Below are 23,056 nucleotides of genomic sequence, written 5' to 3'. Positions count from 1 at the left end.
CGCTATTCGATCCAGGTCCGCGCGCCCACGCCCTGGTACTGGCGCCGGTAAGCCGAGGGCGTGGTGCCCACCACCTGCCGGAACCGGCGCGCGAAGTGGGCCGGCTCGGCGAAGCCCGTGCTCTCGCCGATCTCGGCCGCCGAGGCCGAGGTGAAGACCAGCAGCGTCTTGGCGCGGTCGATGCGCCGCTCGGTCACGATCTCGAGGAAGGTCTTGCCGGTCTCGCTCTTGAGCAGATGCGCCAGGTGGGTGGCCGACACGTGGCTGGCCTGCGCCGCGTCGCCCAGGGTCAGCTCCTGCGCCAGGTTCTGCGTGATGTAGCGGATGCAGCGCAGCACCGCCTGCTTGTACGACTGCAGCACCAGGCCCTGGGCCTCGCAATGGCGGAAGTCCTCGCCGTAGCGCCGCCACACCATGCCGATCAGGTTCAGCAGGTGGCCGCGGATCAGCAGGTGGCTGGCCGTGTCCTCGCCCGAGGGCCGCTGCGCCTCCTGCGTCATGCGCTCGCACAGCGCCTGCAGCTGCGCGGTCTCGGCCGCGTCGAAGCGGAAATCCAGGCAGTGCTGGAAGCGGAACGGCGCGAGCTCGGGCGCGCGCGCCAGCGGCACCTCCGACAGCTCGAACACGTCGAGGTCGAGCGAAGGCAGCAGGTAGTCCTTGCTGATGTTGATGATGTGGAACACGCCGTCGGCCGCGTTCGGGATGTAGTGGACCAGGAAGGGCAGCACGAAGCTCACCGTGCCGGGCCCGATCGGGCGCTGGCCGCCGCCGATGTAGTGCGTGGTCTCGCCGCGCGTGTTGACGTAGATCTGGAAGTACTCGTGCCGGTGCGGCACCGGGTTCGGCAGGATGTTGGTCTGGTCGTGGATGCCGAAGTAGGCGCGCTGCGCCCGCGTGGCCATGGTGTAGTTGCCGATGGCGGGGCGTGCGGCGCCGGAACGCGGCAGGGGCGGGTCGATGAGGGAGGGCGCTGGTTGCATGGCGGGCCTGGCACGAGGAATCGCAAGGATTGCATATCTTTGCGCAAGCCTGTGCGTTGAGGCCGAAGGGCCTCGTTCCTAGACTCTAGCCACTCCTTCACAACCCTTCCAGAGAGACAACACGCAATGTCCCCCAGCCAGACGACCGGCGGCGCCGACGCCCTCCAGGTCGCCCCCATCTCCATCGACATCGTCGGCAGCGACCGGCAGTTCCCCGTGCGCCGCGTCTACTGCGTGGGCCGCAACTACCTGGCCCACATCCGCGAGATGAAGGAGGGCGACGAGCGCGATCCGCCGTTCTTCTTCCAGAAGCCGGCCGATGCCGTGGTGACCGACGGCCGCGTGCCCTATCCGACGCTGACCGAGGACTTCCAGTTCGAGTTCGAGCTGGTGGTGGCGATCGGCAGCGAGGCATCGAACGTCTCGCCCGACACCGCGCTCGACCATGTGTTCGGCTACGCGGCCGGCCTCGACATGACGCGCCGCGACCGCCAGCGCGAGTGCAACAAGCGCGGCCTGCCGTGGGAGCAGGGCAAGTCCTTCGACCATTCGGCGCCCTGCGGCCCGATCCACCCGGTGGCGCGCGTCGGCCACATCCGCTCGGGCGCGCTGAACCTCGCGGTCAACGGCAGCGTGCGGCAGGATTCGGTGCTCGAGAAGATGATCTGGAACGTGCACGAGATCGTCAGCGAGCTGTCGAAGCAGTACCGCCTGCAGCCCGGCGACCTGATCTTCACCGGCACGCCCGAGGGCGTGGGCCCGGTGCAGCGCGGCGACCGGCTCACGGGCCGCATCGAGGGGCTCGCGCCGCTGCAGGTCGAGATCGTCTGAACCGACAAGGCCAAGGAGACACCGCATGAAACCGCTCGAACGCATCGCCTATTCGGCCATCGCCGACCGTCCCGCCCGCCGGCTGCCCGGCGGCAAGCGGCTCGCCGTCTGGGTCATCGTCAACGTCGAGGAATGGAACATCGACGAGACCATGCCGCGCACCGTGCTGACGCCGCCGGCCGGTGGCTCGCCCATGCCCGACATCCCGAACTGGGCCTGGCACGAGTACGGCAACCGCGTCGGCTTCTGGCGCATGCTCGAGGCGATCGACGCGCTCGGCATTCCCGCCACGCTCGCCATCAACGGCTCGGCCATCGGGGCCTACGAGCCGATCGCCAAGGCGGCGAAGGCGCGCGATTGGGAGTTCATCGGCCACGGCTTCGGTCAGCGCAACATGCAGAAGGTGCCCGACGAGGCCGAGGACATCGCCAAGACCACCGAGGCGATCCGCGCCTACACCGGCAAGCGCCCGCGCGGGTGGCTCGGGCCGGGCCTCACCGAGACCTGGCACACGCCCGACATCCTGGCCGAGCAGGGCTACGAGTACGTCTGCGACTGGGTGCTCGACGACCAGCCGGTGGAGCTGAAGACGCGCAACGGCGGCCACATCGTCAACGTGCCCTACACGCAGGAATGCAACGACGTGGCGATGATGCTGATCCAGCACCACAAGGCCAGCGAGTACCGCGACCGCGCCATCGACCAGTTCGAGCAGCTCTACGCCGACGCCAGGGACTCGGCGCGCGTGATGGCGCTGGTGGTGCATCCGTACATCATGGGCGCGCCGCACCGGCTGCGCTATTTCCGCGAGGCGCTGGCGCACATCCGCGAGCGCGAGGACGTCGGCTTCTTCACCGGCGAGCAGATCCTCGACTGGCATCTCGCGACGCGCAACGGCGCTTGAGACTTGCCCTCGGCGCGCGGCGCCGGGGCTCCCTTTCCCAGAACAAGAGTCTCGCCCCGGCGAGAAGGAGACAGACCGTGCATTCCACCACCTCGGCCCTGACGCTGGCCGGCGACGCGCGCCGCGAGGCGCCCATCAGCGGCCTCGAGATCGCCATGTTCCTGGTGCTGCTCGCGTCCTACGCGCTCAATGCGATGGACCGGCAGATCTTTCCGCTGATCGCGGCCGACGTGCGCCGCGAGTTCGGCTTCGGGCTGGCCGACACCGGCCTGCTGTCGACCATCTTCACGCTCGGCATGGCGGTGGCCGGCGTGCCCACCGGCTACCTGCTGGCGCGGCTGTCGCGCAAGACCGTGCTGCAGATCGGCATCGCCATCTTCTCGCTGGGCACGCTGCTCACGGCCTACTCGCACGGCTTCGCCGACATGATTGCCTACCGCGCCGCCACCGGCATCGGCGAGGCGATGCAGCTCACGGTGGTGATCGCCATCGCGGCCAGCCACTTCGCGCGCTACCGCGCCACGGCCGTGGGCGCGATCAACTTCTCGTTCGGCATCGGCGCGATCGTCGGGCCGCTGCTCGGCGGCCACCTGATCGGTGCCGAGCGCGACTGGCGGTTGCCGCTGGTGGTGTTCGGCGTGGCGGGCTTCGCGGCCATGGCGCTGATCGCGCTCACCGTGGGCCGGCGCATGACCGAGAACGTGGCCGCGGCCGACACGCGCGCCGACCAGCGCGGCGCCGAGCGCATGTGGAATCGCAACACCGTGCTGCTGACCGCGATGAGCGTGATCGGCGGCCTGTGTATCTACGGCTACCTCGGCATGTACCCGACCTTCCTGCGCGAGCACCTGCACTACACGCCGGCCGACACCGGCCGCGTCATGAGCATCTTCGGCTTCGGCGTGTTCGCCTCCATCTTCGGCGGCTGGCTCGGCGACCGCTTCCATCCCAAGCTGGTGCTGTCGCTGAGCTTCGTCGGCACCGGGCTGCTGGGCTTCCTGCTGTTCTCGGGCCCCACCGGCATCTGGGTGCAGTCCGCGCTGTCCTTCGCCTGGGGCCTGGTGGTCAGCGGCGTGCTCTACGTGAACCTGGCCGGCTACCACATCAAGGCCGTGCGGGCCGCGCTCACCAACCGCGCCACCGGCGTGTTCGTCACCACGCTCTACGGCGCCGGCGCCTTCGCGGGCTACGTCATCGGTGCCATCGCCGCGCGCCTGGGCTGGGGCTCGGCCGGGTTGCTGCAGATCACGCTGCTGGCGGCGCTGGGCGTGGTGCTGACGGCGCTGCTGCGCACCGACCGCATGTCGCTGCCGGCGCGCAAGCCGTGACCACGGCCTTCGAATGGGCGCTGCTCGGCGGCGCCGCGGCGCTGGCCGGCGCGCTCAATGCGGTGGCGGGCGGCGGCAGCTTCCTCACCTTGCCGGCGCTGGCGCTGGTCGGCGTGCCGCTGGTGTCGGCCAATGCCACCGGCACCGCCGCGCTGCTGCCGGGCTACCTGGCCGGGGCCTGGGCGCTGCGCCGCGAGCTCGCGGGGCCGATGTCGCCCTCGCTGCTTCGGCTGGGCGTGCTCTCGGTGCTCGGTGGCGCGGCCGGTGCGGCGCTGCTGCTGTCGACCTCGAACCAGGCCTTCGGCCGCATCGTGCCCTGGCTGCTGCTGGCCGCGACCTTGCTGTTCGCGATCGGGCCCGCGCTGGTGCGCCGCCGGACCGCGGCCGCCACGCCGGGGCGCGCCTGGCTCGCCGACCTGGGCATCGTGGCGGTCGCGATCTACGGCGGCTACTTCAACGGTGGCCTCGGCATCCTGCTGCTCGCGGTGCTCGGCGCGCTCGGGCATGCGGACATGGGCCGCATGAACGGCATCAAGAACTTCGTCTCGGCCATCCTCACGCTGATGGCGGTCGCGATCTACGCGGCCAGCGGCGCGATCGTCTGGACCCACGCGCTGTGGATGGCGCTCGGCGCCACGGCCGGCGGCTATGCGGGCGGCACGGCCGCGCGGCGGCTGCGGCCGGAGCTGGTGCGTGGGTTCGTGGTGCTGACGGGGCTTGCGATGACGGGGGCGTTCTTTCTCAATGCGCGCTGACGTGCAAGCCGTAACGATTCGGAAGGCTCGCTCAGAAAGAGGTAGACATCTATCCTAGTCCTCTGATCTCACAATGACTTCTGATAGTTCAATAATGGCTGCTAGTCGACCAAAGGCGAAGTAATGGCTAATTTGAAGTGCGAGTGTGGCTGTGTAATTCATCATGCAGGATGGGGTGAGGCGGAATTTTTGATTCTTCCGCAACTTGCTCTCGAGGAGATAGGAAGGAAAATCGAGAGCAAGGAAATCTCAGATGAGGAAGTCTTTTTTGAGAGCATTGATAGAAAGGGGAGGATCATGTGTGAATGCCCCGATTGCGGAAGATTTCATGTAAAAAACAATCGAGGGGCTTATGTGACTTATGTTCGAGAGCATGACTGAGAGTAATTGGGTTTAGGGGTTCCACGATATTCGCTTTGGTCGACGGCCACATCGTCAAGCGCGGCGGTCGTTTGCTGGCCTACGACACTCCGGCCGTCATGCGCCGCGCGCGCCAGTCGGCCGAGCGGATCCGCGCCGCGGCGGGCGCGGCGATCGTGCTCATCGACTTCTTCGTGGCGCAGGAAAGCAAGATCCTGCTGCCTGCGGCGCTCACGGGGCCGATCGCGGTCGAACTTGGATCATTGCGAGCACGCCACTGAGCGGAAAACGGCAGGAACGACTCTGAGATGATGTCGAGGGGGTCACGCCCCTTGAAGCTGATGACGAATGTCAGCCCATATAAGAACCTGAGGAGCTCCAATGTCGAAGAATGGAAAAGGGCGGGTCGCCCTTTCGGTTTGTCTTACCCTGTCGATTTCTGCGTGTGGAGGTGGAGGAGGCGGCGGTGGAGGGTTTCCCATACTGCCCGTGACGACGCCACCCACGTCGGGCTCGGATACGCCGCAGACGGAGACGCCGGTTGATCCGCCGAAGCCTCCCATGGCGACGACGCGCTACACCTTTGCGTTGGGAGATGCCGGGCTCGCCGGCTTGGATCCGCTTTTTACGGAGCTCCAGACTCCCAAGTTTTCGGGGCAGAGACTTTTCTATCTGCTTCCGATTTCCAGCGCGGGCGGGGCGCTCCGAGGGGTGTATTGGGGTGTCGAAAAAACCGAATATGTTCATCGCCTGGCTCCCGCATCCGACGCCGTGGACCTTTCCAGGCTGCAGGCCCTCGGTGCAGAAGGCTACAAGCTCAACTCGACGGCAAGGCTCCTTCTTGAGCCCGGAGCGGGCCGTGTCCTCTTCAGCAAGGACACCGCGGCGAACATCAAGTACGAATACGCCGATGCAGGTGCATTTCCGATGAAGGACTCGGACAAGCCGGAATTCCTGGCGTCCTTGAACAAGATGGGAAGCGATGGATATTGCAATGTCGAGGTCGGGATCGATACGACAGGTGGCACGCCGCAGATACGTGCACGGGTCGTGCGCGAACAACCGACGACTGCTCGCTGTTCCTTCACATTGAACCCCGTTGCAAAGACCTATGAGGAGCGCGTTTCCCAGGGAAACCGGCTAGGCGCTGACGGCAAGATCTTCTTGACGGACATTCCCACCGCGACGACGGAGAGCTTGTACGTTCAAGACACGGCTCAGAAGACGGTGTTCAAGCATCACCTGACGAAGCTGGATCTGAAGGGTGGCGCGGCGATCGGTTTGAGCGACCCCGAATACCAGAAGGCATTCGTTGCCCTGTTGAACGAGGAGGGAAGCAAGGGCGCGTTTCCCAGCAACATTGGCGTGGAGGAGACTCGGAGCAATCTTGTTTTCACTACCGCCTACGATTGCACCGGCCTGCTCTGCCATTACTGAAATAAGCGCCCGCCTACAAGCGCCGTGCTCCGGCACTGACGGTTCCCCACCCGCCCGGCCCCCACCATCGGTCCCCATGCGCCGGGTCTGTTGCCCGGCAAGCACCAGGAGCCGCACATGACGAAAAAAATAGGATCGCTGGCAGCCGGTGCTGCCCTTTTGGGATCGTTCTTTCTTGCGATCCTCGCGCCCATGGCGTGGGCGGTGGAGAAGGACGATGCCGCCGGCGCCACGGTCATCCAGACCGCCGCGCCGGCCTGCGAGGCCACGGCCGCGCACGACGGCGTCTTCACCAAGACCTGCCTCAAGTAGCCGTCATTCGGCCTTGATGCCGCGCTCGCGCACCACGCGGCCCCACTTGGCGGTCTCCGACTGGATGTACTGGGTGAACTGCTCGGGCGTGCCGCCCACCGGGTCGATGCCCGCCTCGCCGAGCTTGCGCCGGATCTCGGCCGGCGCGATGGCCTTGAGATAGGCCGCCTGCAGCGCCTGCACCACGGCATCGGGCGTGCCGGTGCGCACGGTGAAGCCCTGCCAGCCCTCGACCTCGAAACCCTTCACGCCCTGCTCGGCCACGGTCGGCACCTCGGGATAGGCCGCGATGCGCCTGGCGCCGGCGGCGGCGATCGGGCGCAGCCGGCCCGACTCGATGTGCGGCCGCGCGGTGGCGCGGTCGAGGAACATCAAACCCACCTGGCCGCCCAGCAGGTCCTGCACCGCGGGGCCGCCGCCCTTGTAGGTGATGGCCACCAGCTTCATGCCGGTCTCGCGCGCCAGCAACTCGGTGGCGAGATGGTGCGTGGTGCCCACGCTCGGCGAAGCGTAGTTCAGGCCCTCGGGCGTGCGCGCGGCCAGCGCGATCAGTTCCTGCAGGTTGCGCACCGGCAGCGTGTTCGGGTTGACCACCAGCAGGAAGTCGAACTTCGCGGTCATGGTCACGGTGCGCAGGTCCTTGAGCGGGTCGTACGACAGCTTGTCGAACATCGCCGGGTTCACCGCGTAGGTGGTCATGTCGCCGAGCAGGAAGGTGTGGCCGTCGGGCGCGAGCTGCTTCGCCACGGCGGTCGCGCCGATGATGCCGGAGGCGCCGGGGCGGTTGTCCACGATCACCGGCTGGCCCAGCACCTCGCCCATGCCGGGCGCGACCAGGCGCGCGAAGAAGTCGGTGCCGCCGCCGGCCGGGTAGGGCACGATCAGGCGGATCGGCTGGCTGGGCCAGTTGCCTTGCGCGGCGGCGCCGAAGGCCGCGGGGGCCAGGGCGCCGGTGGCCAGGAGCGAAAGCAGGGTGCGTCGTTGCATGGTGGCTGTCTCCTCGTTCGTTGGAATGTCAGGCCGCGAGATCGCGCTGCAGGATCTTCGCGAAGGCCGCCGCGAGCTGGCCGCGCGCGCTGTCGCTGCGGCCCATGGCGCGCCAGGCCACGTGCTGGTCGGGCCGCACCAGGATCGCACCGTCCGACGAGACACCGCGCAGGCAGCGCCAAGTGCCTTCGATGTCGCGTACTGCGGCGGTGTCGTGGATCTCGACGATGTCCACCGGCAGGCCGGCACCATGCGCCAGCGTGGCCGCGGCGTCGGCCCAGGCCGAGCCCTGGCGGCCGGTCAGCAGCGTGAAGCGGCCCGGGCGCACCAGGTCGAGCGTGGAGATCTTCCTGCCGTCGCGCTCGAGCCAGGCATGCGGCAACCGATGGCCGGGCCGGGTGGTGGGCACGTAGGTCTGGCCCAGCGGATCGCGCTCGGGCGTGGGCGTGCCGTCGGGCATGACCGCGCCGAGGTCGTAGTGGTAGCCCAGCTCGATGTCGTGCGCCTGCCATTCCATGCGCTGCACTTCCATGATCTGCGCGAGACGCGCGCGCCGCGTGCGGCCCTCGGCGTCGTCGGCGAAGTAGCGGCGGAAGTTCGCCTGGCTCAGCTCGGCGTTGCCGCGCACGAGGCCGATGCCGGCATCGGTGAGCTGGTGGTTCTGGAAGGTCATCAGCGCCCACTGGATGTTGAACGCGGCCACCGGGCGGCGTTCGGCCTCGTAGCTGTCGAGCAGGCTGTCGTGCGCCTCGCCCTTGAGCACGGCCGCGAGCTTCCAGGCCAGGTTGTGCGCGTCCTGGATCGCCGAGTTCAGGCCCAGGCCGGTGGTCGGCGGATGGCGGTGCGCGGCATCGCCCGCGAGCAGCGCGCGGCCCCAACGGTAGCGGTCGACCAGCACGCCCTCGACCGTCCAGTGGCCGATGCCGATGATGTCCGGATGCAGGTCGGGGATCTTGAGCAGCTCGCGCATGCGCGGCAGCAGCGACGACTCCTCGAAGCGCGAGGGATCGTCGGGTCGGAAGCTGAAGTGGAACATCCACTCCTCGGAATGCCGGCCGAAGCGCGTGGGCCCGAGCTGGCCCAGCACGCCGCTGGCCCAGGAGCCGCCCTCGGGATTGACGAACCAGGTGGTCATCGAATGGTCGTCGTCCCAGTACTTCGAGAGGTCGGCGCGGAAGTAGACCGTGACCATGTGCGCGAGGTCGGTCGCGCCGCTCATCACCGCGCCCAGCGCCGGGCCCACGGTCTTGCCGCCGTCGGCGCCGATCAGGTACTTCGCGCGCACGCGGTATTCCTCGCCGCTGTCGCGGTCGAGCACGCGCGCGGTCACGCCGTTGTCGTCCTGCTCGAAGGACTGCAGCTGGTGGTGGTAGCGCACCTGCGCGTTCGCCTCGGCCGAGGCCAGCTCGCGCAGCAGCGGCTCCATGCGCACCTGCGGGTAGAGCGTGGATTCGCAGGGGCTGTCCTTCGCATAGTGCTGCGCGAGCGAGCCGCCGCCGAAGGATTCGATGCGGTAGAAGGTGCGGCGGTCGAGCTCGCCGTCGCCGGCCAGCGTGGTGCACCAGCGGATGTGCGAGATGTGGGCCAGCGGCATCGATCGTTCGTAGACGCGCTCGGCCACCTCGAACTGGCGCAGCAGCTCCATGGTGCGCTGGCTGATGTAGCGCGCCTTGGGCAGCCGGCCCGGCGCCGGATGGCGTTCGATCAGCAGGCTGGCGATGCCCTGGCGCGAGAGGAACAGCGAGGCCGCGAGGCCGCAGCCTCCGCCGCCGACGATGAGAACGGGAACGTCGATGTCTTGCATGGTCATTTCTGGAGCGTGGGATCGGGGCAGGAGGTCCGGGCGGTGATGCGCGCGAACAGGGCCCGGTGGCCCTGCGTCATCGCGGCATCGGTGTCGCCGCGCTGGCGCGCGAGTGCCTCGGCGAGTTCGCGCCAGTCGGCGGGCGAGAGGTAGTCGGCGGCCACGGGCAGCACATAGCTTTCCTCGACCTCCATGTGGCCGAGGTAGACGGTGGCATGCGTCTGCAGCAGCAGCTGGAAGGATTCACGGTGCACCTCTCCCATCAGCTCCCAGGCGGTCAGCGCATGCTCGAGCTCGCGCACCGACGATTCGCCGCGCTCGTGCTCGGCCTCGAGCCGGGCCAGCACCGGGCGCAGCGCCGGGCAGCGCTCGCGGATCTTCGGGAACAGCAGCTCGCTCTCGCTCGCGTGGTGCATGCGCGCGGGCATCTCGTCGAGGTAGAACAGCATGGCGCGCAGCTCGTCGAAGTCGGGCCGGCGGGCCGAGCGGCGCGCCTGCTCGACGCTGTCGCCCAGGGCCCGCAGCACCGTCGCGAGGGCCTGGTGATCCTCGAGGATCAGCTGAACGGCGGAAGGTTGGAGCAGGGGCGGCATCGGTGCGACTCGGGCATGGCCTCATTGGGGCACAGCCGGGCGCCGGGGTCAGTCCCGCTGCAGGGGACGCGTGACGTCGCGCGCTAGTGCAGCGCGCGCGAGGCCATGGTCTGGAAGCGCTCCGCGCTCCAGCGGCCCCAGCGCGCGAGATACCAGGTCAGCAGCTCGCGTTCGCTGCCGATCACCAGCCGCTGGTAGGCGCGCTTGCGGTAGGTCTTCACGGTCTCTTCGCTCACCGCGAGGTCGAGCGCGATGCCGACCGACGACAGCCCGTAGAGGATGCGCGCGCAGACCTCGGCCTCGCGCCGCGGCAGCGGGCTGGTCGCCACGATGCAGTTCTCGATCTCGTCGAGCGTGGTCAGCGCCTGCGACACGTCGGGCCGGCTCTGGCAGACGTCGGCGTGCTTCGAGAGCATCGCCAGCAGCAGCTCGGCCGCCTGCGCGAGGCGCTCGATGCCATCGTGCGCGAACGGCGTGTGCGGGTCGGCGCGCAGCACGCTGAGGCCGAAGGCGCCGTTGGTGCCGCGGCCGCACAGCAGGATGCGGTCGCGCACGTGCGGGTAGACGCGCGGGCGCAGGTCGTCGTATTCGTGGTCGCTGAAGTCGACGTGGATGATGGTCGCGGCCGCGCCGTCGACGCGGCGCTGCGCCTCTGTCATGGCCGGGTCGTGCTTCCACAGGCCCTGCTTGACGTAGCTCTCGACGCGGTCGCGCGCGGTGCGCTCGGGCTGCACGCAGCAGGCCGCCACTTCGCGCAGCTCGTCCTGGCCAAGGCGAAAGGCCGCGAAGTGATCGGCGCCGCACAGCGCATGCAGGTAGTTCGCGAGCGCGGGCGCGAAACGCTCGCTGCCCATGCCGTCGACCAGGCGCGCGAGCTGCGCTTCCGAGGTGGAGGCGACCGGGGGCCGGTCCTGGATCGTCACCGTCATCATCGTTGTCTCCTGGGGTGCTGCCATGCGCCTTCGAGGGCGCTCGCTGCCCGGACTTCTGTGTTCCGGGCAGGTTTCAAATTCCGTAATCAGATTACGCTCATCGAAATCCTGACTGTGTGAGGAGAAACCCTCCGCTGCGCTGCGGCAGGCGGTTTCAGCCCCAGCCCATGCGGCGCGAAACGTCCTCGGCGCGCGCCGACAGCACGGTCGCCACATGGCCGTCGAGCCGGGTGTCGATCAGGCCGGCCGAGCCCATCACGGTGATCACGCCGGCCACCGCGCCCGCGTGGTCGAAGATCGGCGCCGACACGCCGTGCAGCCCCGGATTGAGGTCGCCCTGGATGCGCGCGAGCTTGCGTTTGCGCACCGACTCGAACAGCGCGTCGACGTCGGCGCGCGTCATCCTGCCGGCCGCCGGGTTCGGCGTCGCGCCCGGATGCGGCACGCCCGACAGCTCGCGGTCGATCAGCGGTGCCGTCACCGAGGCCGGGAGGTAGGCGCCGAAGATGCGGCCGGTGGAGGAGGTCAGCATCGGCATCACCGAGCCGGGACGGCCGCTGATGATCAGCGCGTCGTTGGTCTCCTCGAAGCGCACGAAGGTCGGGCCGGCCGCGCCCCAGACCGCGAGGCCGACGGTGAAGCCGAGCTCGTCGCGCAGTTCGCCCAGCGTGGGCGAGGCCACCTGCACCACGTTGAGCCGGCGCAGCGCCGCGAGGCCCAGCCGCACCGCCAGCGGCCCGAGCCGGTAACCGCCGCTGGCGGCATCGCGCTCGGCCAGCCCGTTGCGGCAGAAGCTCACGAGGTAGCGGTGCGCCTTCGGCGGCTGCATCTCGGCGCGCTCGGCCACGGTCTTGAGCATCAGCGGCGCGCCGGTGTCGATCAGCGCGGACAGCACGCGCACCGCGGTGTCGACCGCCTGTACGCCACCCGCGTCGTCGTCGCCGGCACCGTGGCCCGCGCCGGTCGTCTCGTCGGCGCCATGGCCGGACTTCGCATCTTTCAGGGGGGAGGGCGGGACCATCCGCACGAGACTAGCACGCGCATAGTCGCTGCCTGCCCCCCTGCGGCGGGACAGACAGCCGCCGCGCCATGGCTATGGTGGCGGCCATGATCCATGAGCTGCGCCTTTACTCGGTGGCACCGGGCCGCATGGCCGACGTGCACGACCGCTTCAACCGCCACTTCCCGGCCCTGTTCGAGAAGCACGGCGTCGACTGCGTCGCGCGCTGGCAGGCCGTGGCCGGCCCCGACGCGCCGCGCTTCGTCTACCTGATGGCCTACCGCGACTACGCGCATCGCGAGGCCGTGTGGGCCAGCTTCTATGCCGACGCCGAGTGGTGGCGCGTGCGCGCCGAGACCAATGCGGGCCACGAGATGGTGGAACGCCACGACCTGTTCTTCCTGAAGCCGAACGCCGCCTGGCCGGCGCTCGCGACGGCCGACGCCGCCGTGCCGGTCGGTGGCCTACACGAGCTGGTGCAGCAGCAGATCGCGCCCGGGCAGAACGCCAACGCCAATGTCTTCCTGCACGAGACCTGGCTGCCGCGCGTGCGCGAGGCCGGCGCGCGCGTGCTCGCGGTGTGGGATATGGCGGCCGGCGCCGGCATGCAGAAGATCGTGCTGCTCTACGCCTGGCCCGATGCCGCGGCCTGGCACGCCGGCCGTCAGCGGCTGGACCGCGATGCCGCGGTGCAGGCCGAGTTCGCCGCGCAGCGCGCGCGGCATGGCACGGCGCTGTTCCAGCGCGCCGAGGTCAACCTGCTCGAGCCCGCGCCGGGCGCGACCCTTCGCGCCGGGCTGGGCCGCATCGCCTGATGCCGCCGCTGAAGATCGCGCTGGTGGGTGGCAGCGGGCGCGTCGGGCGCCATGTCGCGCTCGAGGCCGAGCGGCGCGGCCACCTGCTGCGGTCGTTGCCGCGCGCCGAGTTCGACGTGTTCGATGCGGCGGCGCTCGCGCGCGGGCTGCAGGGGCGGGACGTGCTGGTCAGCGCCTATGGCGCGCCGGCCGAGCTGGCGCAGCTGCTGGTGCGCGCCACGGCCTCGATGCTGGAGGCCGCGCGCACGGCGGGCGTCGCGCGCATCGTCACCGTGGGCGGTGCCGGCGGCCTCGCGGTGGCGCCGGGCCGGCGGCTGGCCGACACGGCGGACTTCCCGGCCGAGCTGTTGCCCAAGGTGCGGGCGCACGAGGAGGCGGTGGCCCTGCTCGCGGCCTCGGGGCTCGACTGGACCTGCCTCGCGCCCGCCGCGCGCATCGTGCCGGGCGAGCGCAGCGGCCGCTACCGTTGCGCGGTCGGTGCGCTGGTCAGCGATGCGCAGGGCCGCAGCGGCATCTCGTATGCCGACTTCGCCTGCGCGTTGGTCGACGAGCTCGAGGCGCGGCGGTATCCGCGGCAGCTGGTGGGCATCGGCGATTGAGTCTTCGTCCGCGGCGGGCTATGCCGGGCGCTTCGCCTTCGCCGCCTTCTTCGTCACGTTGAGCGCCACCGCTTCCTGGAACAGCGCCTTGAAGGCCTGCGCATCGACCGTCTCGCCTTCGCCGATGTCGATCGCGCGCCGCGCATTGCCCTCGAGGCTCGCGTTGAACAGGCCGGCCGCATCCGCGAGCGAGGCGCCCTTGGCGAAGGTCAGCTTCACCTTCCCCTTGTAGGACTCCCCGGTGCAGACGATGCCGTCGTGCGACCAGGTCGGCGTGCCCATCCACTTGAGCTCCTCAACGATCTCCGGATCGGCCTCCTTGATCAGTTGCCGCATCCGGCCCAGGGTCTGGGTGCGCCAGTCGCCGAGCTCGGCGATCTTCTGGTCGATCTGCGCGGAGATCGCGGGGTCGGTGGCCGACTCGGATTTCTTCATGGGTGCTCCTGGCTTTTTCCATGAGGCCCGGCGGATCCGGCGCCCCTGCGTGGGAACGCATTCTGCATACGCGTAGCGCATGCCGGAAAAAAGCACCGCAGGCGCGCGACTTCAGCCGGCCGGGCGCGGATTCGCCGCCGCCCGCTGCCGCAGGCTCAGCGCGAAGCCCGCGCCGATCGCCAGCAGCGCCACCGCGCAGGCCAGGAACACCGGCCGCGTGCCGATGCGGTCCACCGCCGCCGAAGCCACGGCCACGCCGAGCGCGATGCCGAGGAACATGGTGGAGGCGAACAGGCTCACCGCGGTGCCGCGCAGCGCCGGCACCATCTGCGTGGCATGGGTCTGCAAGGTGCCATGCAGCGCGTAGAAGCCCAGGCCCGCCACCAGGCAGGCCGGCAGCGCCAGCGCCCAATGCTGGCCGAGCGCGAGCGCCAGCCAGCCCAGGCCCAGCGCGATGCCGCCGCCCAGCACCAGCCCGCCTTCGCCGAACACCGCCAGCAGCCGGCGTGCCGCGAAGGCATAGAAGAAGCCGCCCACGCCATAGAGCGCCACCACGCCCGCCGCGCTCGAGAGCCCGAGACCGTATTCGCGCACCAGGAAGGCCGGCAGGAAGGCCAGGCCCGAGAAGGCGAAGGCGCCTTCGGCCATCACCACCAGCAGCATCCAGCGCGCCCAGGGTTCGGCCAGCACGCGCAGGATGTCGCGCAGGTGCCCATGGCCGTGGCCGGAGGGCGCGCGCACCGGCTCGGCGCGCACCTCGCGGTTGAGGCTGATCGCGAGCCCGCCGACGCAGAACACCACCGCGAGCAGCGCGAACACCGCGCGCCAGCCCAGCCATTCGGTGAGCACACCCGACACCCACTGCCCGGCGATCATGCCGCCCAGCGACAGCATCAGGAAGCGCGCCAGCACCGGCTGCCGCTCGGCGTAGGGCACGGTGTCGCCGACCCAGGCCAGCACCAGCGCGATGATGCCGGCCGCCGCAGCACCGGCGAGGAAGCGCGCCACCACGAGCATCTCGAGGCTCATCGCCGCCAGCGCGAGCAGGTTGCCGGCCACGCAGCCCAGCGCCGCGAAGCCGATGGTGCGGCGCTTGCCGAAGCGGTCGCCGAGCGGGCCGAACAGCAGTTGCAGCAGCCCATAGGCGACCGCGTAGACCGACACCGTGAGCGCCGCGCGGCCGGTGGTGATGCCGAAGTTCTGCGCCAGCGCGGGCAGCATCGGATCGCAGACGCGCATCATCGCGCTGCTGCAGCAATGCACCGTGGCCAACGCCGCCAGGCCACCGGGCCGCACGCGGGTCATCGGGCCTGCGCGTCCTGCTTCTCGAAGCCGGGGCGGGGAATCAGCGACAGCCAGGCGGTGCTGAGACCGCCGTCGACCAGCAGGTCCTGCCCGTTCACGTAGCCCGAGCGCGGGCTGGCCAGGAAGGCCACCACCTCGGCGATGTCCTTCGGTCCGCTGATGCGCCCGGCCGGCACGATGGCCTCGCGCCTGGCGAGCACCTCGGGCTGGGCATAGATGCCCTCGGTGAGCGGCGTGCGCACCATCGCCGGGCTCACCACGTTGCTGCGGATGCGGTGCTCGCCGAGCTCCACCGCCAGCAGCTGCGACAGCATCTTCACGCCGGCCTTGCTGATGCTGTAGGGGCCGCTGTAGGGCTGCGGCACGCGGCCCGAGATCGAGGCCACGTGCACCATGCTGCCGCCGCCCGCGGCGATCATCTGGCGGCCGAAGGCCTGCGCGCACAGCAGGAAGCCGTCGAGGTTCACCGCCATCAGCCGGTGCCAGCGCTCGATGTCGATGTCCATCAGCGCCGCGGCGTAGATCGTGGCCGCGTTGTTCACCAGCACGTCGCAGCGCCCGAGCTCGCGCTCGACGGTGGCCGCGGTGCGTTCCACGTCGGCCTTGTCGGTGATGTCGCAGCCCAGCGCGATCGCGCGCGCGCCGCCGCTTTCCGCGATGTCGGCGGCGGCGCGGGCCGCGCCCGCCTCGTCGCGGTCGAGCAGCGCCACCCTGGCACCCACCGACGCGAGCTCGCGCGCGATCTCGATGCCGATGCCGCCGGCCGCGCCGGTGACCACGCAGACCTTGTCTTCCAGTTGCAGCCAGTTCGCGGTCATGGCGTCAGACCTGCGGGTTGGCGATGCGCAGCACCAGGCCGTCGAGCGCCGCGCTCATCACGAGCTGGCACGAGAGACGGCTCGTGGCCTGGCGCGGCGCGGCCGTGTAGTCGAGCATCTGGTCCTCGGTCGAGGCCATGGCGGGCAGTGCGTCCGCGGGGCCGTCTTCCACGAAGACATGGCAGGTGGCGCAACTGAGCGAGCCGCCGCAGTCGCCGACGATCTCGTCGATGCCGTGGTCGCAGGCGGCGCGCATGAGGTTGGTGCCGACGGGAACGTCGACGTCGCGGCGGGCGCCGTCGGCGCAGATGAAGGTGGCCTTGGTCATGGCGCCACTGTCGGGCGCGCTCGCCCCGGTGTCAGTCCCCTCGGAGGGGACGGGCGCGGCGCGGGACTCCTGCGCACACTCGCGGCATGCAATCCATCGCCATCCATCGCCACGGCGGGCCCGAGGTCCTCGAAGCCCTGAACCTCGAACTGCCGCCGCCCGCGCCGCGCCAGGTGCGCGTGCGCCACACCGCCATCGGCCTCAACTTCTCCGACATCAACGTGCGCAACGGCGGCTTCTACCTCGGTCGCGGGCCGCGCTTCCCCGTCATCCTCGGCAACGAGGCGGCCGGCGTGGTGGAGGCCGTGGGCACCGAGGTGACCGAATGGCGCGCGGGCGACCGCGTCGCCTATGCCGGCACCGGCGGCCTGTTCTTCCAGGACACGGGCGCCTACGCCGAGGCGCGCAACCTGCCGGCCGATTGCCTGGTGCGCCTGCCCGATGACATCGACGACCGCCAGGCCGCCGCCATGCTGCTCAAGGGGCTGACCGCCTCGGTGGTCATCCACCGCTGCCACCGGCCGCAACCCGGCGACACCATCCTCGTGCACGCCGCCGCGAGCGGCGTCGGCAGCCTGCTCGCGCAATGGAGCCATCACCTGGGCGCCACCGTGATCGGCACCGTCGGTTCGCAGGCCAAAGCCGAGTTCGCACGCGCGCACGGCTGCGACCACACCATCCTCTATCGCCAGGAGGACTTTGTGGCCGCCACGAAGCAGCTCGCGCCGCAGGGCCTGGCCGCGGTGTTCGACGGCGTCGGCAAGGACACCTTCATACCGTCCTTCGACTGCATGCGCCCCTTCGGCGCCGTGGTGAACTACGGCAACGCCTCGGGCCCGGTGCCGCCCTTCGACCTGATGCTGCTGGCGCAGAAGGGCTGCCTCGCGCTGCACCGGCCCGGCTTCGGCTTCCATGCCATCACGCCGGAGACGCGAGCCCAGGCCTGCGGCGAACTGTTCGACCTGGTGCGCAGCGGTGCGCTGAAGGTCGAGGTGAGCCGGACCTACCCGCTGGCCGATGCGGCGCTGGCGCATGCGGATGTGGAGCAGGGGAAGACGGTGGGGTCGGTGTTGTTGATACCGTGAAGTGATCGTCCGGGCTGAGCTTGTCGAAGCCTCGCGCAGCGCTTTGCCGCATCGACGCGGCGGTATTCTCCTTTCATGAACTACAAGGTTTCGACCGATCGAACGGTGACGTGGCAGGAGTTTGGTGTCCTGATGGAATCGGTGGGGTGGGGCTCGGGGTACGACGAAGCGGCGTTTGCCAGTACGAGCCGGGCCTATCCGTTGATTGCCCATGCACGTTCTGAAGAGGGGATGCTTCTCGGCTATGTCTCGGCGTTCAGCGATGGCGCATTCAGCACCATGCTGGGTGAACTGCTCGTGCATCCTTCGGCACGGAGCTCCGGCATCGGACGATCCCTGCTGCGTACGGTCGAGGCCGAGTTTCCCGGCATTCCGATCTACGTGAAGGCACTGGGCGAAGCCAAGCGGTTTTTCGAGGCATGCGGCTATCGCAGGCCGCGGACCGAGATGACGGTTTTGTTCAAGGTGCCGGGTCCATCTCTATAGATCCTGGAGGCCTCGCGTCAAGCATCGCTGTTGAGCCGGTTCGAATCGGTTCCTATAGTCAAGCTCGATCGGGGCGCATTCGACTTGTCGCAGTCGAGGCCCGCGTCTAGCATGCCGTTCGTCCGCAACCACACAGCCCCGGGGAGGCACCATGGAACTTCACACCGCGCGAATCTTCGTCCAGGACCTCGGCGATGCCGCCCGTTTCTACGAACAGACACTGGGCCTGCCGCTGAAGGCCGACGGGCGCGAACATGGCTACTGCGTGTTCGGCTCGGGGCCGTTGAGCCTGGTGGTCGAGCGTGTCGACGAGGACGCCCCGACGGAGGACCAGGTGCTCGTGGGACGCTTCACGGGGTTGTCCTTCGACGTGAAGGACATCGACGCGAAGTACAAGGAACTCTCGTCGCTCGGCGTCGCGTTCAGCGGGCTTCCCGAGCGGCAGCAATGGGGCGGGATTCTCGCGACGCTGCGCGACCCGGCGGGCAACGAAATCCAGATCGTGCAGCAGCCTTGAAGGCCTGACCCAAGGAAAGAAAACGTGCCGAAGAAATTCTTCAACCTGCGCTTCGACAGCGAATCTCCGCAGGACTCCGTGGGCGGTGCCTATCTGGCGCCCGAGGGTCAAGGGCTGCCGTGTTGCACCCAGTGCGACCGGCAGATGATTCCCTTCCTTCAGTTCACGCTGCCTCGCGCGGCCGAGCTTCCGTTTGTCGACGGAAGCAGGCTGTCGGTGCTGATGTGCCCCGAGCACAACGAGATCCCGAGCTTTGAGTCCTTCGAAGCGTTGCCACCGGCCTACTGGGACCAGGGCGAAGGCCACTGGTTCGCATCGCTCGAGAAGCCGCGGGCCATGCATCGCGTGCCCAGTCCCCCGGTTCTGCAGACCGCCGAGCTCGTGGTGGTCGATGCGCCGGCCGACGAGTACTACCGCATCGCGGTCGGTGGCGAGCCCGAGTGGGTGCAGGACGAAGAAAGCTTCACTTGTTCCTGCGGTTCGCCGATGGAATTCGTGTGCCAGGTCAGCGACAGCTTCCAGTTTCTCAAGCTGCCCGATGCACCCGAGCAGCCCGACGGTTCTTCGGCCCGAGGCTATGTGCTGTTTCTGGGCAACGAGGTCTACGTGTTCGCATGCGCGCGGCAATGCGATCCGCGGGCCGTTTGGATCACGGTGCAGAACTGATCGCGCCCTCTCTGCGCTTGCGCGCAGCCGTGGCCTCTGCCTAGCTCCCCGAGCGCCATCGTCCTACCTGCTCGTCGCCCCTGTTTTCCTAGAGTGCATTCACTGCAGCCGCACAGGGCGGCTCGGTGACAAAGACACTCAACCAGACAGGGGCCTTCTCATGAAAAAACATCTTCTCGTTCTCGCCATCGCATCGTCCTTCTTCGCCATGGGCGCAGCCAACGCGGCCGACGGCATGACCAAGGACCAGTACAAGGTCGCCAAGGAAAAGATCGAGGCCGACTACAAGGTCGCCAAGGCCCAGTGCGACACGATGAAGGACAACGCCAAGGACGTCTGCGAGAAGCAGGCCAAGGGCACGGAGAACGTGGCCAAGGCCGAACTCGAACAGCAATACAAGCCGACCGCCGGCCACGCCAAGAAGGTCGCGGAGGAAAAGGCCACGGCCACCTACGAGGTCGCCAAGGAAAAGTGCGATGACCAGTCGGGCGACGCCAAGAGCGCTTGCGTGAACCAGGCCAAGGCCGATCACGACAAGGCCAAGGCCGACATCAAGGCCATGAAGGGCTGAGAAAGCCCATGAAGGTGCCCGCGCAAGCGGGCGCCTTGCAGTGGCCGCAGCCGCTGCAGGCCTAGCGTTCGCCGGGCCAGATATCCCGCATCCGCTCGGCTTCCTGCGCGAATTGCTCGGCCAGGAAGTCCAGCAGCGCCCGCACCCGCGGGACCATGTACTGCGTGGCATGCCGTATCGCGTACACACCCGGTTCCTTCGCCACGTAGTCAGGTAGCAGGATCCGAAGCCGGCCGCACCTCACATCCTCGGCCGCATCCCAGATCGTCTTGCGCGCGATGCCTCGTCCCGCCAGCGTCCAGGCGCGCACGAGTCCTCCATCGTTCGTTTCCCATGCATCGGCCATCGGCACCGTGTGCTGCCAGGTCTCGCCGTCTCGCGCGAAGTGGAATTCGTTGAGCGGCCCGGCCGCGGTCACCAGCACGATGAAGCGATGGCCCGCGAGCGCCTCGGGCGTGCGTGGCGTGCCGTGGCGCTCCAGGTAGTCGGGCGAGGCGCAGAGCACCCGGCAATTGGGTGCGAGCCGCCGTGCGACCAGGGCGCTGCTCTCGGGCTGCCCGAAACGGATCGCGAGGTCGACGTTGTCCTGGTGGAGGTTCGACACCGAGTCGGTCAAGGTCAATGCCACCCGTACGCCGGGGTGAAGGCTCGCGAACATGTCCAGCCATCGATCGAGCACCTGCCGCCCGAAGTCGGTGGAGGCCGAGATCCTGACCTTGCCCTGGACCATGCCCTGCCCCTCGCGCAGCAGGGCTTCCACCTCATGGATGCTCTGCAGCGCGACCTCGCAGTGCGCCAGATAGAGCCGGCCTTCCTCGGTCAGCCGCAGGTGCCGGGTCGTGCGGTCGAGCAGCTTCGCGCGCAAGGCCGTCTCCAGCTTCTTCAGCCGGGCGCTCGCCGCCGCGGGCGACAAGCCCAGCTTGCGTCCGGCGGCGGAGAGGCTGCCCGTCGAAGCCGTCTCCGCGAACAGGCGCATGTCGCCCCATCGATCGGCTGCCATCTTTCACTTGGATTTGAAGTTCATTCAATTTTCCGCCCAATTCTCAAAGTTGGAGCGCAGCCACACACTGCCCGCTTCCGTCCTGGCTGGCCAGGACCCCGCACACAGGAAGCATCCGACATGACACGAGCCATCGGCGCCGCGGCGCGCCCCAGCGACCTTTCCTCCGAGCCGGATGCGGCCACGCGGCTGCCCTGGGCCGCGCTGCTCGCGCTGACCCTGACCAGCTTCATGGCCACGGCGAACGAGGCGGTGCCCGCGGGCCTGCTGCCGCAGATCGCGCGGGGCTTGGGGGTGTCCGAGGCCTGGGCCGGACAGTTCGTCACCCTGTGCGCGTTCGGCGCCGGATTGGCCGCCATTCCGCTCACGGCGGCCACCCGTGCGTGGTCGCGCCGCAAGGTGCTGTTGCTCGCGCTGGCCGGGTTCTGTGCCTGCAATGCCGTGACCGCGCTCTCCACCCACCTCGCGCTCTCGCTGGCCGCGCGCCTCGTCGTCGGCCTGGCGACCGGCCTGGCCTGGAGCGAACTGGCGACCTGTGCCCGGCGCCTGGTGCCGAGCCATCTGCAAGGTCGCGCGCTGGCGATCGTCATGGTCGGCATCCCGCTGGCCTTGTCGTTCGGCGTGCCGCTGGCCGCGTGGCTCGGTCGTCAGATCGGCTGGCGCTGGATATTCGGCGGCATGTCCGCGATCGGGCTGGTGCTGGTGGCCTGGGTGCGCGCGAGCGTTCCGGACCTGCCGGGCCGTGACAGCGGCGAGCGGGCGGACTATCGCCGGGTGCTGGCCACGCCCGGTGTCGGGCCGGTGCTGCTGATCGTCATGCTCTGGATCTTCGCGCACTACCTGCTCTACACGTACATCGCGCCATTCCTTGCGCAGCGCGGCCTGCTCGACCGGCTCGATACCCTGCTGCTGAGCTTCGGGCTGGCCACGGCCATCGGCCTCTGGGGCGTGGGCTGGCTCGTCGACCGTCATCTGCGCGCGTTGCTCCTGGGGTCGCTCGGCACCTTCGCGGCGGTCGGCGTGGCGCTTGGGGAGGCCGGTTCATCCTTCACGCTCGTGTTCATCGGCGTGTGCGTGTGGGGATTGAGCTTCAGCGGCGCGCCCACGCTGCTGCAGACCGCGCTGGCCGATGCGGCCGGGGACGCGTCCGACATCGCGCAGTCGATGCTGGTCACGGTCTTCAACCTGTCGTTCGCGGCCAGCGGACTGCTGGGAGGCGTGCTGCTCGGCACCGTGGGCAGTGCGGTGTTTCCCTGGCTCATGGCGGCGTTGGCATGTGCGGGAGCATGGGTGGCGTGGCGTTTTCGGGCCAGTGCGTTCCCTTCGAATCGGCGTCGCACCTCGACGCGCTGAGATCGGGACCTGGCCCGGTGCTGACGGCGCGGCGGTCCGGAACGGGCACCCGGCTCTATGGCACGATGCGCGCCAAGAAACCCGAAGACGAGGAGACGGCCATGTCCTTGCTGCGACGCTTGCGCGGAGAGCCCCGATTCGCGATGCCCTGCCTTGGCAGAACCTTGACGCTGTATCGGCAGGGCTCGCAGCTCGGATTGCTCACCGGTCTGGGGACTGTCGCGCTGTTCAATCTTCCCTGGCATCTGGTGGCGGGAGGCGAGGAAGTGGCCCGGCCGTTGGTCGCCGTTGCCGGGGCCTATCTTGCTGCGACGCTCATCGCGTCGCGTGCGCCGGTCGAGATGGATGCGCGTGACGCCGCGTCTCGCTGGCTTTGATCACCGCTGCCGCCCTGAAGCCGGCTCTTGGATCATGAGCAACTTCGAGATCTACACCCCAACCGCTGAAGAGGTGCACTCGGGCGAGTTGGGTCGCCGCATGCGGCAGTTCAACTATCGGGTTGTCGGCGAGTATGGGCAGGTGCAGCCGGTCTGGATCAGCGCAAAGGACGACACGGGTGGGCTCGTGGGTGGGTTGCGCGGATTCGTGTTACTGCAATGGCTGAACGTGGAGTTGCTGTTCGTGGATGATGCGGCTCGGCACCGAGGCCTGGGGCGAAGGCTGCTCGAAACGGCGGAAGAGAAAGCCCGCGAGCTGGGCGCCCGCAATGTGACGTTGAATACCTTCGAATGGCAAGCGCGTGAGTTCTATCTCAAGCAGGGCTATGAAGAGTTCGGGCGGATCGATGATTACGTTCAGGGCTTTTATGTGGCGTACATGAAGAAGGCGCTCTAGTCATGGTGCTTGCTGACCATG

The 23,056-nt window shown here is 68.8% G+C and carries 29 protein-coding genes; 18 read left to right on the top strand and 11 right to left on the bottom strand.

What is annotated here, in order from left to right:
• Nucleotides 1–2 precede the first annotated feature (2 nt).
• A complete protein-coding gene (locus AC07RV_RS05170; protein WP_296785997.1) occupies nucleotides 3–980 on the bottom strand; it encodes an AraC family transcriptional regulator in 978 nt (325 codons plus the stop codon).
• Nucleotides 981–1,106: 126 nt separating this feature from the next.
• On the opposite strand from AC07RV_RS05170, the gene AC07RV_RS05165 reads away from it, so the two are divergent.
• From AC07RV_RS05165 to AC07RV_RS05130, 8 genes are all read left to right on the top strand, one after another.
• Nucleotides 1,107–1,811 carry a fumarylacetoacetate hydrolase family protein gene (locus AC07RV_RS05165; RefSeq protein WP_296785994.1) on the top strand — a complete coding sequence of 235 codons (705 nt, stop codon included), beginning with the start codon at nucleotides 1,107–1,109 and terminating at the stop codon, nucleotides 1,809–1,811.
• 25 nt (nucleotides 1,812–1,836) lie between these two features.
• A complete protein-coding gene (locus AC07RV_RS05160) occupies nucleotides 1,837–2,715 on the top strand; it encodes a polysaccharide deacetylase family protein (protein WP_296785991.1) in 879 nt (292 codons plus the stop codon).
• Nucleotides 2,716–2,792: 77 nt separating this feature from the next.
• Nucleotides 2,793–4,043, top strand: a complete 1,251-nt coding sequence (locus AC07RV_RS05155) for an MFS transporter (protein ID WP_296785988.1) — start codon at nucleotides 2,793–2,795, stop codon at nucleotides 4,041–4,043.
• Nucleotides 4,040–4,798 carry a sulfite exporter TauE/SafE family protein gene (locus AC07RV_RS05150; RefSeq protein ID WP_296785985.1) on the top strand — a complete coding sequence of 253 codons (759 nt, stop codon included), beginning with the start codon at nucleotides 4,040–4,042 and terminating at the stop codon, nucleotides 4,796–4,798. The genes AC07RV_RS05155 and AC07RV_RS05150 overlap by 4 nt, the downstream gene beginning before the upstream one ends.
• Nucleotides 4,799–4,921: 123 nt before the next feature.
• Nucleotides 4,922–5,179, top strand: a complete 258-nt coding sequence (locus AC07RV_RS05145) for a DUF8617 domain-containing protein (RefSeq protein WP_492713586.1) — start codon at nucleotides 4,922–4,924, stop codon at nucleotides 5,177–5,179.
• 35 nt (nucleotides 5,180–5,214) lie between these two features.
• The gene (locus AC07RV_RS05140) at nucleotides 5,215–5,439 is read left to right on the top strand and encodes a hypothetical protein (RefSeq protein ID WP_296785982.1); all 225 of its coding nucleotides are present in this window, start codon (nucleotides 5,215–5,217) and stop codon (nucleotides 5,437–5,439) included.
• 280 nt (nucleotides 5,440–5,719) lie between these two features.
• Nucleotides 5,720–6,595 (top strand): hypothetical protein, encoded by an 876-nt coding sequence (locus AC07RV_RS05135; protein ID WP_296785979.1) that lies wholly within the window; start codon nucleotides 5,720–5,722, stop codon nucleotides 6,593–6,595.
• 117 nt (nucleotides 6,596–6,712) lie between these two features.
• Entirely contained in the window at nucleotides 6,713–6,907 is a 195-nt protein-coding gene (locus AC07RV_RS05130) for a hypothetical protein (RefSeq protein ID WP_143129235.1), read from the top strand.
• A 3-nt stretch (nucleotides 6,908–6,910) separates the two neighbouring features.
• Here AC07RV_RS05130 and AC07RV_RS05125 read toward each other — a convergent pair whose 3' ends face one another.
• From AC07RV_RS05125 to AC07RV_RS05105, 5 genes are all read right to left on the bottom strand, one after another.
• Nucleotides 6,911–7,894, bottom strand: coding sequence for a Bug family tripartite tricarboxylate transporter substrate binding protein (locus AC07RV_RS05125; protein ID WP_296785975.1), 984 nt, complete (start codon nucleotides 7,892–7,894; stop codon nucleotides 6,911–6,913).
• A 28-nt stretch (nucleotides 7,895–7,922) separates the two neighbouring features.
• A complete protein-coding gene (locus tag AC07RV_RS05120) occupies nucleotides 7,923–9,704 on the bottom strand; it encodes an FAD-dependent monooxygenase (protein WP_444814002.1) in 1,782 nt (593 codons plus the stop codon).
• The gene (locus AC07RV_RS05115) at nucleotides 9,701–10,291 is read right to left on the bottom strand and encodes a hemerythrin domain-containing protein (protein WP_296785946.1); all 591 of its coding nucleotides are present in this window, start codon (nucleotides 10,289–10,291) and stop codon (nucleotides 9,701–9,703) included. The genes AC07RV_RS05120 and AC07RV_RS05115 overlap by 4 nt, the downstream gene beginning before the upstream one ends.
• A gap of 83 nt (nucleotides 10,292–10,374) precedes the next feature.
• Nucleotides 10,375–11,223, bottom strand: a complete 849-nt coding sequence (locus tag AC07RV_RS05110) for a helix-turn-helix transcriptional regulator (protein ID WP_208514085.1) — start codon at nucleotides 11,221–11,223, stop codon at nucleotides 10,375–10,377.
• Nucleotides 11,224–11,377: 154 nt separating this feature from the next.
• Entirely contained in the window at nucleotides 11,378–12,244 is an 867-nt protein-coding gene (locus AC07RV_RS05105) for an IclR family transcriptional regulator (protein ID WP_296785940.1), read from the bottom strand.
• Nucleotides 12,245–12,330: 86 nt separating this feature from the next.
• On the opposite strand from AC07RV_RS05105, the gene AC07RV_RS05100 reads away from it, so the two are divergent.
• Entirely contained in the window at nucleotides 12,331–13,038 is a 708-nt protein-coding gene (locus AC07RV_RS05100) for an NIPSNAP family protein (protein ID WP_296785937.1), read from the top strand.
• Nucleotides 13,038–13,637 carry an NAD(P)-dependent oxidoreductase gene (locus tag AC07RV_RS05095; protein WP_296785934.1) on the top strand — a complete coding sequence of 200 codons (600 nt, stop codon included), beginning with the start codon at nucleotides 13,038–13,040 and terminating at the stop codon, nucleotides 13,635–13,637. Before AC07RV_RS05100 ends, AC07RV_RS05095 begins: the two co-directional genes overlap by 1 nt.
• An 18-nt stretch (nucleotides 13,638–13,655) precedes the next feature.
• Here the strand turns inward: AC07RV_RS05095 and AC07RV_RS05090 are convergent, their stop codons facing one another.
• From AC07RV_RS05090 to AC07RV_RS05075, 4 genes are all read right to left on the bottom strand, one after another.
• The gene (locus AC07RV_RS05090) at nucleotides 13,656–14,072 is read right to left on the bottom strand and encodes a DUF1801 domain-containing protein (RefSeq protein ID WP_296785931.1); all 417 of its coding nucleotides are present in this window, start codon (nucleotides 14,070–14,072) and stop codon (nucleotides 13,656–13,658) included.
• A gap of 111 nt (nucleotides 14,073–14,183) precedes the next feature.
• Nucleotides 14,184–15,377 carry an MFS transporter gene (locus AC07RV_RS05085; protein WP_296785927.1) on the bottom strand — a complete coding sequence of 398 codons (1,194 nt, stop codon included), beginning with the start codon at nucleotides 15,375–15,377 and terminating at the stop codon, nucleotides 14,184–14,186.
• Complete coding sequence (locus tag AC07RV_RS05080) at nucleotides 15,374–16,195, bottom strand: SDR family NAD(P)-dependent oxidoreductase (RefSeq protein WP_296785924.1); 822 nt, start codon at nucleotides 16,193–16,195, stop codon at nucleotides 15,374–15,376. Before AC07RV_RS05080 ends, AC07RV_RS05085 begins: the two co-directional genes overlap by 4 nt.
• 4 nt (nucleotides 16,196–16,199) lie before the next feature.
• Complete coding sequence (locus AC07RV_RS05075) at nucleotides 16,200–16,523, bottom strand: 2Fe-2S iron-sulfur cluster-binding protein (protein WP_057594183.1); 324 nt, start codon at nucleotides 16,521–16,523, stop codon at nucleotides 16,200–16,202.
• An 86-nt stretch (nucleotides 16,524–16,609) separates the two neighbouring features.
• Between AC07RV_RS05075 and AC07RV_RS05070 the strand changes: the two genes are divergently transcribed.
• The 5 genes from AC07RV_RS05070 to AC07RV_RS05050 all read left to right on the top strand — a co-directional run bounded on the left by AC07RV_RS05070 (nucleotide 16,610) and on the right by AC07RV_RS05050 (nucleotide 19,848).
• Nucleotides 16,610–17,608 (top strand): quinone oxidoreductase family protein, encoded by a 999-nt coding sequence (locus tag AC07RV_RS05070; RefSeq protein ID WP_296785921.1) that lies wholly within the window; start codon nucleotides 16,610–16,612, stop codon nucleotides 17,606–17,608.
• Nucleotides 17,609–17,683: 75 nt separating this feature from the next.
• A complete protein-coding gene (locus AC07RV_RS05065) occupies nucleotides 17,684–18,094 on the top strand; it encodes a GNAT family N-acetyltransferase (protein WP_296785918.1) in 411 nt (136 codons plus the stop codon).
• A 151-nt stretch (nucleotides 18,095–18,245) separates the two neighbouring features.
• Nucleotides 18,246–18,611 (top strand): VOC family protein, encoded by a 366-nt coding sequence (locus AC07RV_RS05060; protein ID WP_093347087.1) that lies wholly within the window; start codon nucleotides 18,246–18,248, stop codon nucleotides 18,609–18,611.
• Nucleotides 18,612–18,635: 24 nt separating this feature from the next.
• Nucleotides 18,636–19,277 carry a hypothetical protein gene (locus AC07RV_RS05055; RefSeq protein WP_296785913.1) on the top strand — a complete coding sequence of 214 codons (642 nt, stop codon included), beginning with the start codon at nucleotides 18,636–18,638 and terminating at the stop codon, nucleotides 19,275–19,277.
• Between the two features lie 160 nt (nucleotides 19,278–19,437).
• The gene (locus AC07RV_RS05050; protein ID WP_057594179.1) at nucleotides 19,438–19,848 is read left to right on the top strand and encodes a hypothetical protein; all 411 of its coding nucleotides are present in this window, start codon (nucleotides 19,438–19,440) and stop codon (nucleotides 19,846–19,848) included.
• A 61-nt stretch (nucleotides 19,849–19,909) separates the two neighbouring features.
• Here AC07RV_RS05050 and AC07RV_RS05045 read toward each other — a convergent pair whose 3' ends face one another.
• Nucleotides 19,910–20,848: a LysR family transcriptional regulator gene (locus AC07RV_RS05045; RefSeq protein ID WP_296785908.1), complete on the bottom strand. Its 939-nt coding sequence runs from the start codon at nucleotides 20,846–20,848 to the stop codon at nucleotides 19,910–19,912.
• A gap of 120 nt (nucleotides 20,849–20,968) precedes the next feature.
• On the opposite strand from AC07RV_RS05045, the gene AC07RV_RS05040 reads away from it, so the two are divergent.
• The 3 genes from AC07RV_RS05040 to AC07RV_RS05030 all read left to right on the top strand — a co-directional run bounded on the left by AC07RV_RS05040 (nucleotide 20,969) and on the right by AC07RV_RS05030 (nucleotide 23,035).
• On the top strand, nucleotides 20,969–22,201 hold the full coding sequence (locus tag AC07RV_RS05040) for an MFS transporter (RefSeq protein WP_296785905.1): 1,233 nt from the start codon (nucleotides 20,969–20,971) through the stop codon (nucleotides 22,199–22,201).
• Nucleotides 22,202–22,266: 65 nt separating this feature from the next.
• Nucleotides 22,267–22,578 carry a hypothetical protein gene (locus AC07RV_RS05035; RefSeq protein WP_493196302.1) on the top strand — a complete coding sequence of 104 codons (312 nt, stop codon included), beginning with the start codon at nucleotides 22,267–22,269 and terminating at the stop codon, nucleotides 22,576–22,578.
• Nucleotides 22,579–22,612: 34 nt separating this feature from the next.
• Entirely contained in the window at nucleotides 22,613–23,035 is a 423-nt protein-coding gene (locus tag AC07RV_RS05030) for a GNAT family N-acetyltransferase (RefSeq protein WP_296785899.1), read from the top strand.
• The last annotated feature ends 21 nt before the right edge of the window (nucleotides 23,036–23,056 follow it).

It is taken from the genome of Variovorax sp. GW821-FHT09B01, from assembly GCF_059418345.1.
This window is presented reverse-complemented; position numbering and strand designations above follow the sequence as displayed.

Bases quoted from the DNA above. Each gene is read 5' to 3' on its own strand.
- AC07RV_RS05035 (WP_493196302.1), top strand. From the start codon at position 22,267: ATGCGCGCCAAGAAACCCGAAGACGAGGAGACGGCCATGTCCTTGCTG.
- AC07RV_RS05110 (WP_208514085.1), bottom strand. From the start codon at position 11,223: ATGATGACGGTGACGATCCAGGACCGGCCCCCGGTCGCCTCCACCTCG.
- AC07RV_RS05160 (WP_296785991.1), top strand. From the start codon at position 1,837: ATGAAACCGCTCGAACGCATCGCCTATTCGGCCATCGCCGACCGTCCC.
- AC07RV_RS05135 (WP_296785979.1), top strand. From the start codon at position 5,720: ATGGCGACGACGCGCTACACCTTTGCGTTGGGAGATGCCGGGCTCGCC.
- AC07RV_RS05120 (WP_444814002.1), bottom strand. From the start codon at position 9,704: ATGACCATGCAAGACATCGACGTTCCCGTTCTCATCGTCGGCGGCGGA.
- AC07RV_RS05050 (WP_057594179.1), top strand. From the start codon at position 19,438: ATGAAAAAACATCTTCTCGTTCTCGCCATCGCATCGTCCTTCTTCGCC.
- AC07RV_RS05100 (WP_296785937.1), top strand. From the start codon at position 12,331: ATGATCCATGAGCTGCGCCTTTACTCGGTGGCACCGGGCCGCATGGCC.
- AC07RV_RS05130 (WP_143129235.1), top strand. From the start codon at position 6,713: ATGACGAAAAAAATAGGATCGCTGGCAGCCGGTGCTGCCCTTTTGGGA.
- AC07RV_RS05170 (WP_296785997.1), bottom strand. From the start codon at position 980: ATGCAACCAGCGCCCTCCCTCATCGACCCGCCCCTGCCGCGTTCCGGC.
- AC07RV_RS05040 (WP_296785905.1), top strand. From the start codon at position 20,969: ATGACACGAGCCATCGGCGCCGCGGCGCGCCCCAGCGACCTTTCCTCC.
- AC07RV_RS05145 (WP_492713586.1), top strand. From the start codon at position 4,922: ATGGCTAATTTGAAGTGCGAGTGTGGCTGTGTAATTCATCATGCAGGA.
- AC07RV_RS05090 (WP_296785931.1), bottom strand. From the start codon at position 14,072: ATGAAGAAATCCGAGTCGGCCACCGACCCCGCGATCTCCGCGCAGATC.
- AC07RV_RS05045 (WP_296785908.1), bottom strand. From the start codon at position 20,848: ATGGCAGCCGATCGATGGGGCGACATGCGCCTGTTCGCGGAGACGGCT.
- AC07RV_RS05115 (WP_296785946.1), bottom strand. From the start codon at position 10,291: ATGCCGCCCCTGCTCCAACCTTCCGCCGTTCAGCTGATCCTCGAGGAT.
- AC07RV_RS05070 (WP_296785921.1), top strand. From the start codon at position 16,610: ATGCAATCCATCGCCATCCATCGCCACGGCGGGCCCGAGGTCCTCGAA.
- AC07RV_RS05125 (WP_296785975.1), bottom strand. From the start codon at position 7,894: ATGCAACGACGCACCCTGCTTTCGCTCCTGGCCACCGGCGCCCTGGCC.
- AC07RV_RS05060 (WP_093347087.1), top strand. From the start codon at position 18,246: ATGGAACTTCACACCGCGCGAATCTTCGTCCAGGACCTCGGCGATGCC.
- AC07RV_RS05095 (WP_296785934.1), top strand. From the start codon at position 13,038: ATGCCGCCGCTGAAGATCGCGCTGGTGGGTGGCAGCGGGCGCGTCGGG.
- AC07RV_RS05065 (WP_296785918.1), top strand. From the start codon at position 17,684: ATGAACTACAAGGTTTCGACCGATCGAACGGTGACGTGGCAGGAGTTT.
- AC07RV_RS05080 (WP_296785924.1), bottom strand. From the start codon at position 16,195: ATGACCGCGAACTGGCTGCAACTGGAAGACAAGGTCTGCGTGGTCACC.
- AC07RV_RS05030 (WP_296785899.1), top strand. From the start codon at position 22,613: ATGAGCAACTTCGAGATCTACACCCCAACCGCTGAAGAGGTGCACTCG.
- AC07RV_RS05165 (WP_296785994.1), top strand. From the start codon at position 1,107: ATGTCCCCCAGCCAGACGACCGGCGGCGCCGACGCCCTCCAGGTCGCC.
- AC07RV_RS05085 (WP_296785927.1), bottom strand. From the start codon at position 15,377: ATGACCCGCGTGCGGCCCGGTGGCCTGGCGGCGTTGGCCACGGTGCAT.
- AC07RV_RS05105 (WP_296785940.1), bottom strand. From the start codon at position 12,244: ATGGTCCCGCCCTCCCCCCTGAAAGATGCGAAGTCCGGCCATGGCGCC.
- AC07RV_RS05075 (WP_057594183.1), bottom strand. From the start codon at position 16,523: ATGACCAAGGCCACCTTCATCTGCGCCGACGGCGCCCGCCGCGACGTC.